Below are 17,198 nucleotides of genomic sequence, written 5' to 3' on the forward strand. Positions count from 1 at the left end.
TTTTATCGGCAACCACCGGTGCCACCCCATACCTCCCTGACGTTCAAAAGGGCAGATTGTTTTGGCGTGTTGCCGCACACACCGCCACGTCCTCTGGATCTTTACTGGTTTTGCGACCCACATCACGCCTTACAACTGGCCCTAACCCCCTGTGATAGGGTAGGATTGGATGGGCATCATCACGCAGGGGAACGATGTTCTAGAGCAACACCACCCGTGTCATTCCCGCAACGGTTGGGCACATACTGCCAACAGGCATCTTTGGCGCACACTCGCGGGGGAAAGATTTAACCGCACCCTATGGTTACATAGACGCCCTACCCCCTTGCCTTGGCATATTGGCAGACGCCTATGGGCCAGATAAAGTCAGGATTTTATGCGCTACCTCACCAACAAGACCATTCTGCTGCTCTCTCCACAACCGTGGGCACACGTCAAGATATCTAAACACCACTATGCGCAACTACTGGCCCAACATAACCGGGTCTATTTTGTGGAACCACCCTTGGACCACGGCCCCGTTGGGATAACCTGTCACCCCATCCCAGAGCAGGAGAATGTGTGGCAGGTAGTCTACCGCTCTTTTTTCCCACGGCGCATCCGGTTTCATCTACCATGGCTCTACAAACGGTTGATGCACCTACAGATCCAACGGATTAATCAGGCCATTGGTGGTACCGCCGATCTGGTCTGGAGTTTTGATTTTAACACCTTCCCCGATCTGCGCGCCTTTGGCGCACAACAGACGATCTTTCATCCGGTTGACCCCATGGCTGACCCCGCCAGCATCAATATTGGCTACAGTGCCGATTTAATCTTTAGCGTCTCTCAATCCATCCTGCGAACCTTTGCCGATCCTCGCCTCGCCACCAAGTGTCACTGGATTAACCATGGTCTTAGCGCCCCCTTTGCCCAACTGGCACGCGCCCCCTTACCCCGCCAAGCGGGCCCCATTCGCGCCGGCTGTTTTGGTAATTTTAGCCGACCGGTCCTGCAAGTACAGGCGCTCCACCGTATGGTACGTGAGCACCCCAACGTGCAGTTTCACTTTTGGGGGCCTTACGACCCAGCGGCACCTCTAATCCCCTTTTTACAAAACCAGCCCCACGTCACCCTGCATGGCATGGTTGACAAGCCCCAACTGGCGCAACAGGCCGCGCAAATGGATCTGTTTATCCTAGCCTATGCCGATGATGGTTATAGCTATGATCGATCCAATGCCCATAAGCTGCTTGAATATTTAGCCACAGGCAAGGTGGTGGTCTCCAGCCTAATCGAAACCTACCGCCACCAACCCATGCTCATCCGCGCCCCCGCCGATGGGGATGATCACCAACTGGCTCCACTGTTTGCCGAAACCGTGGCACAATTAGATTTTTATAATCGCCCAACGCTCCAAACCCAACGCCGCACTTTGGCTCTGGAAAATCTTTATGAAAAACATCTCCTGCGGATTGATACGCTACTGACCCAAAGCGTCACAGAGAAAGTTAAGCACGCATGAATGCGGTCTCCAGCAATACAGAACGGTTTGCCCGCCCCGCAGACGCGGCCCGACAGCGCCATATTCTTATCCTCCCTTCCGAGCAATTTTTACCGGCGGAGAGTCATCTGGCAGGCATCTTTCAGCACCACCAGATCCAAGCCATGCAAGGCTACCCTTTACATTTTGGGGTTCTTTCTGTGCGGCTACGCTACTCTCTGCCCATGCTGGTTAAAAACCTTGTGCGGCGCTGTTTCGGACGCCCCCGCACCTACCCCCTAACCGAATACGGGTTTGCCGCACTGGGAAAACTGTTGTGGCAGCGCCTGCTACCAAGCCAGCACTCAGTTACCTTTGAAACGATTGCCCAAGCCCAAGTCGTGCGGGTAGAAGGAGCGTGGTTACTGCCCCCCCATCCCCGTTGGGACCATCTAAGCTGGCTACGGGCAGGCAAACATGGCTTTTTTCATTACGTCAAACGGCATGGCATGCCCGATTTGATCCATGCCCACAACGCCCTCAATGCGGGTCTGTTGGCTCAGTGGATCCAACGCCGTTATGGGGTCCCCTATCTCTTAACCGAACACAGCTCATACTATCAACAGGGGCGCGTACCCATGGGTTTGCTGCCGATGATCCGTCAAACCGTGGCCCAAGCTCGGCGCTATTTTGTGGTTAGCCCTCAACTGGGCCGAGTGATGGTGGCGCAGCTTGGGCCAATTGCGCAGCGGGCTGAACCTTTAGCCAATGTTTTACCCCCACTGTTTGAGGAACAGCCGCTGCCCTTGCCGGTCAAACCTGCCAACCCTTTTGTGTTTTTGGCGGTAGGCAACCTACTTCCTGTCAAGGGGCACGCACTGTTGCTGGAAAGCTTTGCCCTGGCCTTTGCTGGAAACCCCCACATGCTGCTCCGTCTGGCGGGGGATGGACCATTAAGAGAGGCGTTAACCGCTCTTGCTGCAAGGTTGGGCCTTGAGCCACAGATCACCTTTTTAGGGGAGATTTCGGCCCAACAGGTCAAACAAGAGATGCTGACCGCCCATGCGCTGGTGCTCTCTAGCCATATTGAGACCTTTGGGGTGGTGCTTATTGAAGCCATGGCCTGTGGACTACCTGTTCTCGCCACTGCTTGTGGTGGGCCCAACGATCTGGTAGAGACCAACAATGGCCTTTTGGTACCCCCGGGGGAACCCTCGGCCATGGCACAGGCGATGCAACATCTACAGCAACAGTGGCCCCAGTTTGAAGGCGCGGCGATTCGACAAAACGCACTCGAACGCTATGGGTCGCGGGGTTTTGCCCAGCGCTTGTATGCCATCTATCAGGATGCCTGTTCTTAGGGAGCTTTCGCCCTACCTTACTTGGAAAGATGAGTATTGATCCATGTCACAACCCTATCGCCAATGCAGCCTGTCGGTTTTAGATACCCTCGACGACCCCCACATGACTTTTGATGCCCAAGGGCGTTGCCACTACTATCATGCTTATAAACGAGCAGAAGCCCGCGACGTCAAAACAGGATCGGAAGGTGAGACACTGCTCCAAAATCTCGCAGAGCGTATTCGAGCCGATGGGCGCGGCAAACCCTATGATTGCATTATGGGGCTAAGTGGCGGCGTGGATAGCAGCTATGTCGCTTGGCAGGCGCACCGTTTGGGGCTGCGCCCCTTGGCGGTACACCTGGATAATGGCTGGAACTCCGAGCTCTCCGTACAAAATATTGAACAGATTGTCACCCGGCTGAACATGGATCTCTATACCCATGTATTGGACTGGAACGCCTTTCGGGATCTCCAGCGGGCCTATCTTAAAGCCTCGGTCATTGATATTGAGGTGATTACCGATCATGCCATTTTTGCCTTGCTCTACCGCATAGCCGGGAAGAAAGGCATTAAACATATTCTGAGCGGCACCAATGTGGTCACGGAGTTTGTCCTACCCCCACACTGGATTTTTAATAAAGGGGACCATGTAAATATTCAGGCCATCCACAAAGCCTATGGCACCCAACCCTTAGTCAACTATCCCTTTATGGATCTGCGCGTGAAAAAATGGCTGCAACTGGTCAAACAGATCCGCTCCCACTCCATCCTTAACTGGGTACCCTACCATAAAGCCGAGGTTAAACAGATTATTCAACAAGAGCTGGGTTGGCGCGACTATGGGGGAAAACATTTTGAGTCGATCTTTACCCGCTTTTATCAGGGCTATATTCTACCCACCAAGTTTGGGGTGGATAAGCGCAAGGCCCATTTGAGTAATCTCATTTTTGCCGGTCAACTTACCAAGCAAGCGGCGCTTAAAGAGCTAGAGAGCCCCCCCTTATCCCCCCGCATGGTCGAGGAAGATCGGACCTTTGTGATCAAAAAGCTGGGGTTTAGCCCAGAAGAGTTTACGCAAATTATGCAAACCCCCCCGCGCCCCCACAGTGACTTTGCGATGGAGCAGGGTATTTTCACCCAATATCCGGCCCTTAAACCCCTGCGCGGGTTGGTGAATCTGGCAAAAAAATGGGTGGCACCGCAAGCGTAGCCGCCCGCCCGCACCAACATGGCCAAAGAACCGGCTCAATCGTTCAGGGAAAAAACATTATCGGGTAGGAGGCGGGATGGTTACCCCCGCCGACCTCTCCACCACTGGGCATACGGATCACGTACCACGGCGGTTCCTGTCTGTTGCTCATCATTGTACGCAACGCCTGTTGCCCTATAGACACCCTGCTAAGTTCACAGATTCCGTCTGATCCCTTTATGAGCTTTAAGACCCTCTTTCGGGACATCTGCCCAGAACACGCAGAGTATTGCACATGAACACCACACAGGTTCAGCCCTTCGTTACCCAGTTACGGTAACGACTATGGCTTCTGCTGACTTCTGCCACCCCATCCCAATACCTTACGATATCAGTAGCTCAAAGCAGAGAGGCAGATCTCCCAGGGTAAGACACGAGACCTTCATTCCATATACCCGCCGCATATACTTCCCTATCTTCTGGATGACGATCGGGCTTTGGGTATCATGGCTCCCTCGCCCAGATATGGCTGCCTCGTATGCGATTCCTGTTCGTCGGGCCGGAACTTTGCCAGCAGCTTCCTTCAGATTCCATCTCACGATGGACACCCTTGCTGTTCAACTAACGGTTCCCGTCATCAGGGTCCGTAGGGGAGTTCCACCCCCCCAAGTCATTCAGACATCACCACAGCGGCCTGAACAGCGCCAGTCAAGGCGCTTCGCGCCACGCCTGGCGCACCATAAAAAAGCCGCCCCCATTCAGGGGCGGCTTTTTTTCTTACAGAACCAGTGGGTTACAGAGCCAGCGGGCAACTATTTTTGCGAAAGCAGGCGCGACGCCTGATCCAGGGTCTCTTCGGCGGTGCGGCGGTTGGCCTTGCGCGTCTCGCGGCGGATGCGGTCGTAAATCTCCTCACGATGCACCTCCACATCTCGCGGCGCGTCAATGCCGATGCGCACCTGATTCCCCTTGATGCCCAACAGGGTGATCTTAATATCATCCCCAATGTGCAGACTCTCACCGACTCTCCGTGTCAAAATCAGCATAACCTACATTCCTCTAGGTCGTCTATGCGTCGGGCACTGTGGCAGCCGTGCCGCAACGTCTCCGCATGATGCGGCATCGTCTCACCCCGAGCCGTAGCCCTTGGTGATCGAAACAGGCGGGCTCTTCCTGAGCCCTGCCCAAAATGATGCCTACGGCATCGCCCTTACAGTTGCTTGGACAAAAACCGATTTGCCCCTGTGGTGCCCTGCTGACGCGCACCCTTGCGGTCATAGCTGCTGCTACCCCCATGCAAAATACTCAAAATGCTGTCCGTCGCCGCCTGTACGCCACGAAACGCCGCTTGGTTCATACGGTTGGCATGCTCTACCGCAAACAGGGTCGCACGCAGTCGATTACGCGCCTTGCGCAAAGGACGGGCGGTGTCCAGATCCAAACGACTGGTCAACTGATCCCACTTGGTACCCCGCGCCGGCATGCCCAGATTTTGCGCCAAAGTACCCGTCACATGCTGACGACGGATCTCAATAACACGCGCATCCTCCAGCGCCTTGCCAATGATGGCCGAAGTCCCCTCCATGCCATCAATATCTCGACGACTGAGGGCGTCACGCTCCTGTTCAAAGAGGCTCAGCACCTTCTGAAAATGTTCGTTCAGCTCATCCATAACCCCAATCAGGGCGTTGGTATGTTCTTGCATGGTTGCTTGCATGGCTAAGACTCCTGGTCAATTTCAAGACAGCGGGGCAATATCCCCTTCCGTCAGAACGGCGCATCCCGCACCGCTCAGATCATGTCAATCCAACGGCCTACAGGCCGCTCCGATTCTCTATAAAGACTGCTTGCGCTCCATCAATACCTGACGCAGCATTTTATCGGCTACATCTAAGCTGGAGACATTATAGGTGCCCGAGGCGAGCGCCTCCTTAATGGGCTGGATCAGCTCCATCCGTAACTCAGGGGAACTTTGTACCGCCTCGCCCGCCTGACCGGCAATGCGTGCCCCCTCAGAGAGAGCCACATCATCACGGCCCCGGCTGGAACCCGCTTTGGCGGCACGGCCACTAGCCACCGGACGCTCCGCCGCGACCCGATTGTTGCCTGTGATACGCTCCAGCTTATTCGACCCCAACCCTTTGATTCTCATGGGTGTCCACTCCATTGACTTTCCCCAGCCTCACCGTGAGGCTCCGGCACTTAACATCCGCTTGTGCCTGTATAAATCCACCAACTGAGCTTGGCTCAACCGGCCCCATTGCATACCCTACACGCCCCGTTACAGATGATACCCAACCCTAAACGGCGCCTAACACACCCTGCTCAACCGAGTGTGCCTAAGATACTTTGCACAACCCGCGCCAACCTTAATGTTCCCGGCTTTTCTGTGCTTGCATGGCCGCATATTGTGCATTCAACGCTTCGATCGAGGGATTGAGCGCCCCACCAGGACGCCCACCAGGACGACGGGTCAGCTGATCATAGATCGCCTCCTTCATGCCCAAGCCGCCCTCACCTTTACTGGCCAGATCGGCATACTCTTGATCCAGCATATCGCGAAAAATTTTCTCGCCATTGCTCTTACGCATCAAACCGCCCTCACCAAAATCCGGCACGGTCTTACGCATGGAGCCTAACAGCTGCTTGATAAACATCGCCTCAAAGTTGGCCGCCGCCTTACGCAACGTCTTTTCATCCTGCTCTGAGAGGGGCACACGATTGCTGCGATCCGCCCCGGCAATCGAGGGGTTATTGCTGCGCCCGGCGGTGCTATGACGCACCTGACCACCGGCCATCTGCTGCATCATCACCCCTTGTGCCTTGGTGGAGAGAAAATCGTTCATTACATCGTCTCCAGATCCGCTTGCAACGCACCCGACGCCTTAATCGCTTGTAAAATGGCAATCAGATCCCGTGGTGTGACACCCAGATTATTCAAACCCTTCACCAGATCACCCAGCGTGACCCCCTCTTCCATCTGCACCAACCGAGCGTCTTTTTCGGTCACTTGCACATCGCGCTGGTTGACCACCGCCGTATCGCCACCCGCCAAGGGATTCGGCTGGCTTACCTGGGGCGTGTCGGTAATACGGATACTCAAAGCACCATGAGAGAGGGCCACCGTCGAAACCCGCACATTTTCCCCCATCACAATGGTGCCGGTACGCTCGTTGACCACCACCACCGCCCGGGTATCCACCTCAACCTCGGCCCCCTCCATACGGGAAACAAACTCCACTACCCGCCCTTTATAGCTGGGGGGAACCTGCACCTTCACCGTGCCCGAATCCAAGGCATGCGCCAGCGGTTCGCCAAACAGGCCATTAATGGCCGAAACCACCCGGTTGGCCGTGGTAAAATCATGCTCTTTCAAGGCTAATTGCAAGCTGGTCTCACGGGCTAACTTAAAGTCAACCTCTCGTTCCACCGTCGCCCCATCGGCAATACGCGCCACGGTAGGGAAATTTTTCTGCACATTGCCCCCCGCACCACCAGCGGAAAAGCCACCCACCGAAACCGGCCCTTGCGCCACCGCATAGATGCGCCCATCCGCCGCCCGTAACGGGGTCATCACCAGAGTGCCCCCCTCCAAGCTTTTAGCGTCACCCAAAGAGGCAATGGTTACATCCACTTTATTGCCTTGCCGCGCAAAAGGGGGTAGCGTCGCCGTGACCATGACCGCCGCCACGTTTTTGACTTTGGGCAGGGTGCTCATGCTGATTCCCATGCGCTGCAACATCTGCTGCATGGATTGCTGGGTAAATGCCGCACTGGAGTCTCCAGTACCGTTTAAACCCACCAACAGGCCGTAGCCATTCAGCGGGTTATCCCGCACCCCTTCAATGGTCACGACATCTTTCAGACGGGTGGCCTGGGCCGGTGAGCTGGTAAGCAGTAACCCCATGGTCACCGCCAGTGCCAGAACAGTCAGTCGCCCCAACCCTCTGCGTTCCGCGCGCATCTTCATGATTTCGTCGCCTTCGCTGCAAGTTACGCCATACATTGACGCCCAATCCGTGGGCGTGTATGGAACAATGCAATCACAAGGCCAACCGGGGCCTATGGAGGCGGGATAAAAAAAATCCCGGATCTCAGGGGAGAGATCCGGGCCAGACTGGACACTGACGAATCAACGCTGGCTTCATCATAAACCAGCAACAACGGGAAACGGTACCTCATCCAGCTCGGCTCAGGGGGGGCAAAGCCGCGCCCCCCGGCCCACACCTAGATGATGTGAAAGGTGGTAAAGAACTGTTGCAGCCAACTGGGTTGCTGTTGGTCATCCAACACCCCCTCACCGGAATAGTCGATGCGGGCATCGGCAATTTGTGCCGAGTTAACCGAGTTGGTGTTGGAAATATCCTCAGGGCGAATTACCCCAGAGAGGATGATAAACTGGTTTTCATGGTTCACCGTAATATCCCGACGGCCCTCAATACGGAGGTTGCCGTTGGAGAGCACCTCTGTCACTTGGCAGGTGATGGTGGCGGTAAAGGTGCTATCGCGGGAGGTGGTACCCTCCCCTTTATGGTTTTGGTTGCTGGTGGTGCTGTTGGAGTCGACTAATTTAGAGAGCCCCCCCTTCTGCAACGCCTCGGTCAAACCAAACAATCCGCCCAACGCCACTTCGCTGTCAGCCTCGCGTTTAAGTTCGGTCATGGCATTTTTTTTGGCCGACGAACTCTCCGACACGTTCACCGTAATTAGGTCGCCCACAAAACGGGCCTTGGCATCGGCAAACAGGGTGTTACGCCCACCGCTGTTCCACAGCGAACCCTTATTGGGGTTCAACATCTCCGCAGGCTGAGCCTGAATAATCGCCTGTGGCGCTGGCGGACGCTGACTGGAGCGGGTCATACCACAACCGGAAAGCAACCCCAGGGCCAACACCCCTACCACCATTGTCTGCACATTCATACGCATGAAACTTCACTCCTGTATCCTGGCAACCCCAGCGGGGTTCCGCTCCAACTCCATGGATTACAAACCTTCTGCCACCACCTGCCCCGGTGCCATCACACGGGCAAGAAAGCTCTTATTGCTACTCAAGTTGCGCACCAAAATGGCCTCGCCTACCCGTCCATCTTTACCCGCCACCCCAACGGTATTGATCACCAAGGCACCATCCTTGAGCAGTACCCGCACCCGGTCCCCACGCTCCACCGCCACCGGTTCTTCAAACCAACTGGCTTGCAAGGCAATGTTGGCACGCACGGGCCGGGATGCGGCTTTACCCACAATCTCGCGAACGTCCGATACATAGCGGAATCCCTCGCGGCTAATCTGGATGGTTTGCCAGTCGATATCCCCCAACGCGACAATATCGTCCCGCTTGAGCTGGCGCTTGAGGACCGCCACCGTCACATTTTTGCGGATTACCACCACGGCATCCACCACCGCTTGGGCGGTGCCATCCACCAGCACCGTCACCGGCACGGTCTGACGACCAGGGCGATCCTCGAGACGCATGGTGTCCAACTGCAAATCCACCTCACCCTCTGGCAGTTGCAGGTTACGGGGAAAATAGAGGCTATGGCTCTCCAAAGAGGGATGGTGAAGGCGCAGCAAATCTTGCAGTTTCACGCCTGCTTCTTGCGCCATCTCATAACGAGAGAGCACTTGAGCACCTGCCATAGAGACCCATAATAGGCTCACCATCAGGGTTATCAGGGTGATGATGCTTTTTTTCATCTGCCGTCTCCTCCATCCTGGATTGGCATGATCACCCGCCTTGCCAACCAAAGCCAAGGCGGTTACTCGGTTACGATGTTAGCGACTTAGCGCTTCATGCTGGCCACTTTACCCAGCATATCATCGGCGGTCTGCACGGTTTTGGAGTTGATCTCATAAGCCCGCTGCGAAGCGATCATATTCACCATCTCTTCCACCATGTTCACGTTAGAGAGTTCCAGATATTGCTGCTGCACGGTACCCAGACCATCTTCACCAGCCGTGCCCACCACCGGCGCGCCCGAAGCACCAGACTCGGTGTAGAGGTTACGACCAATGGCGTTCAGACCGGCTGGATTGATAAATTGCGCCAACTGGATCTGACCAACCTGGGTCAGATCGGCCTGATCGGGGGTCTTGACCGCCACCGTACCATCGGGACCAACCGCCACATTGGTGGCGTTTTGGGGCAGGGTCAGACCAGGATCCAACACATAACCGTCAGCGGTTACGATCTGCCCGCTGTTATCCAGCTTAAAGGTTCCGTCACGGGTGTAAGCGGTGGAGCCATCGGGCATTTGAATTTGGAAAAATCCCTTGCCTTCAATGGCCATATCCAGCTCATTACCGGTCTGCACATAGTCACCCTGGGTAAACATTTTGCTCACCGACACGGTGCGCACACCATGACCGAGCTGGATGCCCACGGGCACTTGGTTGCCCGCCTGCGAGGTTGCCGCACCGGCGGCCCGCATGTTCTGGTAGAGCAGATCCTGAAAGTCTGCCCGGGAACGTTTAAAACCGGCGGTGTTGGTATTGGCCAAGTTGTTGGCGATCACATCAATATTGGTCTGCTGAGCCTGCATGCCGGTGGCAGATGTCCAGAGTGCGCGAATCATGGTATCGACTCCTGTGAAGCGTATCTTTTATGCTCGACCTAAGCGGTCAAAGCCGTTGCCTAGAATTAACCCTGTAACCGGCCAATGCGGTTGACCGCCTGATCATCCAGGTTGTCGAGGTTTTGAATCATTTTAATGTGCATCTCATAGGCCCGTTGCGCCTCGATCATCTGGGTCATGGCGCGAATGGGGTTGCTATTGGAACCCTCCAAAAAGCCCTGGTGCACCTGAGCTTGCGCGGCGTCAACCGGGACCTCCAGATCTTGGGGGGCCTTGTACTGGTTTTGCCCCACCTTATCCAACTGCTCCGAGGGTAGCTTAACCCGAGCGATGGTGCCGACCTCTTCCCCATTACTGGTCACAAAACCGTCAGGGGCAATATTTACCGGCCCGTCTCCCACCACAATGGGCTCGCCACCGGGGCCGAGCACCTGATAACCATCTTTACTGACCAGCTCACCCACATTGTTGACCTCAAACGAACCATCCCGCGTGTAACGGCGTCCATCGGGGCCGTTAAGGACAAAAAAGCCCTCGCCCTCAATGGCCACATGCAGCGGGTTATTGGTTCCATGCAGGGCACCTTGCTGCACATCGACCTCGGTTTCAAAGGCGACGGGGTAGGTCATGCGGTAGGCGTTCGAAGAGGGATTGCTAAAGGGAAAGGGAATATCCCCTGGTCCGCGCATACCCATAAAATCGTCGGTGGGTAGAGGATGCAACTCCGGCCCTGGAGAGGTCATAAAGGACTCAAACGTGAGCCTGTCCTCTTTATATCCGGTGGTATTGACGTTGGCCAAGTTATTGGCCAGAGTTGAGAGACGCAACTCCGTCCGTCTTGCCCCGTTTACCGCTGCATAAACACCACTATCCATGTTCTCGCACCCTCTTCCTTGTGTTCACGCCGTTGTTTGGCGCCGATCACACATTTGCAATCACGATTTCAATCACGATTTAACAAAGCAACCCTTGTGCCACTGCTGAAATATTTTATTTTTTACATGGATTTTCCTAGTGTTAAAATATTTTCTAGCAAACGCATCCATCCACCCTAGCCGGTAGCATTTGCCTTACTCCACGGCTCGCCAGGGTCACCGGGAAAAATGTTCCGCTCGCCAACCATTGCCCTGCACCAGCAAACCCGTTACAACTGGGCTCTCCTGCATGGTCCAGCTCGGCTGGCCTGTATGCCGCAGAACGATGCCGCAAAAAATGGACCGAAATCATGCCCCCCAAAGCGCCCAATTCCCAAGACCCCGCCTCTTTAGCCGGACACGCCTTTACCGCTTTAGAGTCCCTCATGCGCCAACTCCGCGCCCCAGACGGCTGCCCATGGGACCGCGAGCAGAGCTTTCAAAGCCTGCTGCCCTACACCCTGGAAGAGGTCTATGAGGTGCTGCACGCGGTGGAGACACAAGACCATCAAGAACTTAAAAAAGAGCTGGGTGACCTGCTGTTCCATATTGTTTTTTATAGTCAAATTGCCGCCGAAGCCAACCAGTTTACCCTAGAGCAGGTGGTCAACTCGGTGGTCCAAAAAATGCTCCATCGCCACCCCCATGTGTTTGGGGAGGAGTCCTTGACCAGTGCCGCCGAGGTTGCGGCTAACTGGGAAGATCTTAAAAAACGCGAGCGTCAAGCGCGGGGCGAGGTAAGTGAGGACCACTCCGTTTTTGCCGGTCTCTCCAACAAACTACCGGCGCTGCTGTGGGCCAAAAAGGTGCAGGATAAGATGGCTAAAGTGGGCTTTGACTGGCCCGATACCGATGGTATTTTGGACAAAATTCGCGAAGAGATTGATGAATTGGCGCAAGCCCGCGCCGAGAATGACCGCGCAGGACAAAAAGAGGAACTTGGCGACCTGCTGTTTGCCCTGGTTAACCTGGCCCGTCGTCTGGAGATTGAGCCAGAAACCGCCCTGCGCGCCTGCACCCATAAAGTCGAAGCACGCTTTCGCTATATTGAAGCTCACCTGCAAGAACAGGGTGTTGCTGTCGAACAAGCCTCGCTTGAGGAGATGGAGTCGCTCTGGCAACAGGCCAAAAAACAGGGGCTGTAAACCAACCTACCCATAACCACACTCCAATTTACCATTATTTTTGTCTTCTATCCTTTTATTGATGGGATTAACAACCGAAATTTGTTATATTTATCCCATGGTAAACCATTCTTTTGGGATAGCTGCCATGGAAACCCTAAGATCTTGCCAATATTTTAATATTTACCTCTCCGAACATGACGTTGAGATTATCCCCCATCAAGCCCCCTCGTTTGCCACCAGCAGTTATTATCTTATTTTGGCCCAACAGGTCCCGCAGGATTTGCATGTGATCTTTAACTGCTCGACCTTTGACCACATAGACAGCGGGGGACTAGGCACGTTGATCCTGTTTCATAACAATCTTGCTCATCTGAACCAACCTGTCACCCTGCGTGAAATACATCCAAAGGTTATGAAAAAATTAAAAACAGCCCATTTACAACAGCTTTTTCATCTGGAAGAGCTGCCCTAAACAGCCCCAGCACGGGCCTACAGGACAACCCCAAGCCACTTACCAAGCCATGGTCCCAATAGAAAAAGGGGTGCCTGAGGCACCCCTTTTTCTATTGGGTCTGTGTGTGCAGCAAGCCCCACAGTTATTTTGTGGAATCATCCATCAACTTCATCGCTTTGCTAAACCCTTTTAGAGGGAAGGGAATATTAAGCTGGTCTTTGGGATAGCGCACCATGACCAATAACCCATCGATACCTTTACGAAAGGCCTCTTCCATTTTTTCATCCCAGGCCAGCAGCACGTGGCAGCCATCGGGCAGGCAGTGGGTAATGGGCACAGCCCAGCTCCACTCTTTCTTTTTATCCACGATAAAACCATTTTGCGCCTGCACGTTAATACCCAAGGGGAACGCCATACCCAATAGGCGCTTACCATCGGGACGGTGAATCACCCGCAGGGCAAAAATGGGACGATTCCCTTCTGCGGTGGTCGCGACAATCTGCACGGTACAGAGCCGTTTGCGCGCGCTGGGCTCCTCCAGACAGATCACCTGCCAAGCGTCAAATTTCTCTTTGACCACCACCTTGGCATTATCCTGGGCAATTGCCCCCGCAGAGTCCATTGGCGCGGCAGATGCTGAATCGGGCAGATCACTCAAACGTTGCGCAAACAGCGGCGCAGGTGTAACCAAACCCACCATAAATACAAACAGCAGCAAATAGAGGGGCATGACGCAACTCAAAAGTAAGGGTGAAACGGCAACATTACCAAAGCAGCCATCAATGTGGCACATCTCACCGCTTTTGTAGAGGGCTGCTGTGGCGGTTAGGGTCAAAAAATGCACGGCCCAGCGCCAGCGCGGCTTGTTTTAACCACCGATTACCTTACCCTGTTTATGGGTCACCACCACGACGGCGGGGCGGGGGGGCAGTGGGGCTGCAAAATCGGGCCAGCGACTGGCCGGGTTTTCAAAGCTACTGCCCTTCACCTCACCGGGATGCTGCACCGCCAAAAACAGGCTGGTATCGTCGGGGGTAAAGGCGGGTCCGCACATCTCCGCCCCCACCGGACAGCTAAAAAATCGTTTCGGCAGCGCCCGTCCCATCCCCTGGAGGTCACAGGCAAACAGACCATCTGCATGGCCTCGCTTGAGCTGTGCCCCCCCTTGGTCGGTGGCAATCCACATACGCCCTTGGCGATCAAAGGCAAAGTTATCGGGGGCCGCCAGCCAGTTACCAAAGGTTTCCACATAGGCATTATAGGCACTCCCCGACGCCTCATCCAGAGGGCCACCCAGCAGCAATATATTCCATAAAAACCGCTCGGCCCCATGTTCAACCCCCTCACCCATGGGCGGCGTCAGCTCCAAAATATGGCCGTAGGGATTGGGTGCCCTGGGATTTGCCCCATCCGCCTGCTGCCGCTGCGTGTGGTTGGTCAGTGCCACATAGAGGCGCCCGCTGATGGGGTTAACCTGCACATCCTCAGGCCGGTCCAACGGCGTGGCCCCCACCACCCGCGCTGCCCGGCGGGTTTGAATCAACACATCCGCTTGCGAAGCAAAGCCTTGGCTGGCATCCAGCCCCCGCTGTCCATGCTCCAAGGGTATCCAGCGCACAAAACCCTCCTCGCTAAATTGGGCCACAGACAAGCTGCCCTGATCCAACAGATCCCGGTTAGCGGCGCGGGCGTTGGGGTTCCAACGCTCCTGCGTAACAAAACGGTAGAGGAACTCACCGGCACTGTCATCCCCACTGTAGATCGCCACACGGCCATCGGGCAGCACCACGCTGGTGGCCCCTTCATGCTTAAACCGCCCCAGTGCCGTGCGTTTAACGGGACGCGCGGTGGGGTCGTAGGGATCCACTTCTACCACCCAACCAAATCGGTTGGGTTCATTGGGGTTCTGCTCAATATCAAAGCGGGGCTGCACCTCGTGCCAACGATAGCTTGGACGTCCCTGAATACCCATACTTGTGTAGCGCTGGGGCTCTGTGGTACGGGCTGGGTTGCCGCCAAAATATGCGTTAATATTCTCCTCGCCCAGCAACACCGTCCCCCATGGAGTTGTACCACCAGCGCAGTTGTTAAGGGTACCCACGCAGACCGTACCGGTGGGATCATCGAGGGTACGCAAATCCGCATGGCCCGCCGCCGGACCACGGATCTGTAGTTTACTCTGCCATGCGGTGATGCGCCGGTTGTAGCGGCTGCGCTTAACCACCTGCCAAGCCGCTCCAGGACCTTGACGGCGGATCTCCACCACCGAATGGCCATGGGCTGCCTGCTCGGTCTCCACCATTCTTTTAAGATCTTCAGGACTCTCACTTGCACGCTGCGCTTTGGGGAACATCATCGCCGCGTCTGTATACTCATGATTGACACAGAGCAGCCCATGGTTGGGGTTGTGACTGCCAACGGGCAGGGGCATATAGGTGACAAAGTCATTGTTGTAACCAAACTGTTTGGATTGCGCCTCGGGGCTCTGCTGGAAGGGGTCAAAAGGGGGCGCATCCGCCAGCACGCCATCCCCCCAGCGCAGCAATGTCTGTACGGTATAACCCTCGGCGACCCGATGATTGACCTGGATGGCATCATCCAAACGGCGAAAACCAAAGCTGGTAGGGTCCATTTCTGGCACCACTTCAGGATCATCGCAGCCAGCCCAGGCCACACCGGGCAAGCGATGCAGGGCTACCATGGCCCCACCGGCCATTAAGCCTTGCATCGCTTGACGGCGACTCAGACGCTTGGCAATAATCTGATTAAGGGTGGCACTAATGGGGCGTTGAGCCATGGTTTCACCTTTTTGGCAGGCACGTTTATGAGCCCCTATATTACGCCACGCTTTATGAATTTTTCATGTCCTTTGCACAGGACAACCACTGTACGGTTATTTTGGCCTGTCCACGCTGGGCCGAGTTCGATTAGAGTGCTCTTGAATTCTGTTTGCCCATTCCTTTTCAGAAACGAGCCCTGCCATGCGCCAACAGAGCCCCGGTAAAGCGCTACAGCGCGCGGTTAACCGACTGTTTAATCAAGACCCCAATCCCGACCCCTTCACCCTGCGCCGCTTGCGTAAAGAGGCCGAGACCCTACACAGCCACGACAGCCTAACCGCGACCCTTATGCTGGCCCGCATCGCCTGTATGGAGCAACAACCAGAGCTCATGGTGGCTCTCTATAAACCGCTTTTGCTGCAATACCCGCAACAAGCATGGATCCATGTGGAGCATGCCCTCAATCTGCGCAAGCTGGGCTTTTATGCTGCGGCCAGAGAGAGCACCTTGCAGGCCATGGCAGAGGATGACACACAACCCGGCATTGAACAGCAGATCATCCGGGATGATATTCTATGCGGCTATTTTCAAGAGGCAGGGGCCTATCTTAAACAGGCGGTGCGCGCCAGCAAGCCCATTTTTCGCGCCCAGTTTCATTTTTTAGAGAGCCTACAAAGTTTGCTCATTCAGCATCAATGGAGCGACCCAATGGTGGCCCGCATGCAGCAACACGCCATGGATCTACTGCATGCCCAACCGCTCTACCCTACCGGTATACTTCGTGCCCCCGCCGTACATATTAGCCTAACCACCGCAGAGCATGCTTCCCTGGAAACCCAACAGACCTCCTACACCCCATGGTTACGTTGGCGCATCCATCTACTGGCGACGAGGGAGCAGATAACGCGACTCAATGAGCAGCTTCAGCAACGCTATGCTGCCGACGCCTTTTTGCCCCCCAACCCCCAACAGCAAATTGATCTGCAACTGGCTCCGTGGCAGGATGAAGCCATCTATAACCACCCCTATGCCTTCTACATGTAGCCATCCTTGCCCACCCCCTCTGTTGACACCCCATATGACCACCCCCCTGTGCAAAATCTGCCACTTGGGTGTCACGATTCCCCCATAAGATCTTGATGACTTTTTGTGTTTTCTATATTATTCAAATGGTTAAAATATCCACAGAAAAATCGGCCCAACCCTTGCATAATAAATCATGCGTTATGGATTCCCGGTACGGATGTACTGGTTACACGACCCGAGACAACACTTTAAGCACGTTGTAACGTATACCATTGGTTTTGGCTGTTCGTGCGACTGGTCTTCACGTCTCCGGGAAACCCATCACGTATCA

At 55.1% G+C, this 17,198-nt stretch carries 17 protein-coding genes; 6 read left to right on the forward strand and 11 right to left on the reverse strand.

Annotated features, from left to right (window positions below):
* Nucleotides 1-376: 376 nt before the first annotated feature.
* From MMC1_RS15825 to MMC1_RS15835, 3 genes are read left to right on the forward strand one after another with little or no spacing between them, the layout of a single operon-like run.
* Nucleotides 377-1,504, forward strand: a complete 1,128-nt coding sequence (locus MMC1_RS15825) for a glycosyltransferase (protein ID WP_011714643.1) — start codon at nt 377-379, stop codon at nt 1,502-1,504.
* Nucleotides 1,501-2,823, forward strand: coding sequence for a glycosyltransferase family 4 protein (locus MMC1_RS15830; protein WP_011714644.1), 1,323 nt, complete (start codon nt 1,501-1,503; stop codon nt 2,821-2,823). The genes MMC1_RS15825 and MMC1_RS15830 overlap by 4 nt, the downstream gene beginning before the upstream one ends.
* Before the next feature lie 43 nt (nt 2,824-2,866).
* Entirely contained in the window at nt 2,867-4,015 is a 1,149-nt protein-coding gene (locus tag MMC1_RS15835) for an N-acetyl sugar amidotransferase (protein WP_011714645.1), read from the forward strand.
* Between the two features lie 791 nt (nt 4,016-4,806).
* Here the strand turns inward: MMC1_RS15835 and csrA are convergent.
* The 9 genes from csrA to flgF form a co-directional block, all read right to left on the reverse strand.
* Complete coding sequence (gene csrA / locus MMC1_RS15840) at nt 4,807-5,040, reverse strand: carbon storage regulator CsrA (protein WP_011714646.1); 234 nt, start codon at nt 5,038-5,040, stop codon at nt 4,807-4,809.
* Between the two features lie 164 nt (nt 5,041-5,204).
* Nucleotides 5,205-5,711 (reverse strand): flagellar protein FlgN, encoded by a 507-nt coding sequence (locus tag MMC1_RS15845; protein WP_011714647.1) that lies wholly within the window; start codon nt 5,709-5,711, stop codon nt 5,205-5,207.
* Nucleotides 5,712-5,828: 117 nt separating this feature from the next.
* A complete protein-coding gene (flgM, locus tag MMC1_RS15850; RefSeq protein WP_049757707.1) occupies nt 5,829-6,146 on the reverse strand; it encodes a flagellar biosynthesis anti-sigma factor FlgM in 318 nt (105 codons plus the stop codon).
* 217 nt (nt 6,147-6,363) lie between these two features.
* Nucleotides 6,364-6,840, reverse strand: coding sequence for a rod-binding protein (locus tag MMC1_RS15855; protein WP_011714649.1), 477 nt, complete (start codon nt 6,838-6,840; stop codon nt 6,364-6,366).
* Nucleotides 6,840-7,901, reverse strand: a complete 1,062-nt coding sequence (locus tag MMC1_RS15860; protein ID WP_407081019.1) for a flagellar basal body P-ring protein FlgI — start codon at nt 7,899-7,901, stop codon at nt 6,840-6,842. Before MMC1_RS15860 ends, MMC1_RS15855 begins: the two co-directional genes overlap by 1 nt.
* A gap of 320 nt (nt 7,902-8,221) precedes the next feature.
* A complete protein-coding gene (locus tag MMC1_RS15865) occupies nt 8,222-8,920 on the reverse strand; it encodes a flagellar basal body L-ring protein FlgH (RefSeq protein WP_011714651.1) in 699 nt (232 codons plus the stop codon).
* Nucleotides 8,921-8,977: 57 nt separating this feature from the next.
* Entirely contained in the window at nt 8,978-9,688 is a 711-nt protein-coding gene (gene flgA / locus MMC1_RS15870; RefSeq protein WP_011714652.1) for a flagellar basal body P-ring formation chaperone FlgA, read from the reverse strand.
* An 86-nt stretch (nt 9,689-9,774) separates the two neighbouring features.
* A complete protein-coding gene (flgG, locus tag MMC1_RS15875) occupies nt 9,775-10,566 on the reverse strand; it encodes a flagellar basal-body rod protein FlgG (RefSeq protein ID WP_011714653.1) in 792 nt (263 codons plus the stop codon).
* A 65-nt stretch (nt 10,567-10,631) separates the two neighbouring features.
* A complete protein-coding gene (gene flgF / locus MMC1_RS15880) occupies nt 10,632-11,441 on the reverse strand; it encodes a flagellar basal-body rod protein FlgF (RefSeq protein WP_011714654.1) in 810 nt (269 codons plus the stop codon).
* A gap of 350 nt (nt 11,442-11,791) precedes the next feature.
* On the opposite strand from flgF, the gene mazG reads away from it, so the two are divergent.
* Together mazG and MMC1_RS15890 are read left to right on the forward strand one after the other, a co-directional pair.
* Entirely contained in the window at nt 11,792-12,625 is an 834-nt protein-coding gene (gene mazG / locus MMC1_RS15885) for a nucleoside triphosphate pyrophosphohydrolase (RefSeq protein WP_011714655.1), read from the forward strand.
* Between the two features lie 127 nt (nt 12,626-12,752).
* On the forward strand, nt 12,753-13,079 hold the full coding sequence (locus tag MMC1_RS15890; protein ID WP_011714656.1) for an STAS domain-containing protein: 327 nt from the start codon (nt 12,753-12,755) through the stop codon (nt 13,077-13,079).
* Between the two features lie 124 nt (nt 13,080-13,203).
* Here the strand turns inward: MMC1_RS15890 and MMC1_RS15895 are convergent, their stop codons facing one another.
* Together MMC1_RS15895 and MMC1_RS15900 are read right to left on the reverse strand one after the other, a co-directional pair.
* The gene (locus MMC1_RS15895; RefSeq protein WP_011714657.1) at nt 13,204-13,905 is read right to left on the reverse strand and encodes an invasion associated locus B family protein; all 702 of its coding nucleotides are present in this window, start codon (nt 13,903-13,905) and stop codon (nt 13,204-13,206) included.
* Nucleotides 13,906-13,929: 24 nt separating this feature from the next.
* Complete coding sequence (locus tag MMC1_RS15900; protein WP_011714658.1) at nt 13,930-15,858, reverse strand: PhoX family protein; 1,929 nt, start codon at nt 15,856-15,858, stop codon at nt 13,930-13,932.
* Nucleotides 15,859-16,042: 184 nt separating this feature from the next.
* On the opposite strand from MMC1_RS15900, the gene MMC1_RS15905 reads away from it, so the two are divergent.
* Nucleotides 16,043-16,885 carry a hypothetical protein gene (locus MMC1_RS15905; RefSeq protein WP_011714659.1) on the forward strand — a complete coding sequence of 281 codons (843 nt, stop codon included), beginning with the start codon at nt 16,043-16,045 and terminating at the stop codon, nt 16,883-16,885.
* Nucleotides 16,886-17,198 lie beyond the last annotated feature (313 nt).

Source organism: Magnetococcus marinus MC-1, from assembly GCF_000014865.1.
Taxonomy (GTDB): Bacteria; Pseudomonadota; Magnetococcia; order Magnetococcales; family Magnetococcaceae; genus Magnetococcus; species Magnetococcus marinus.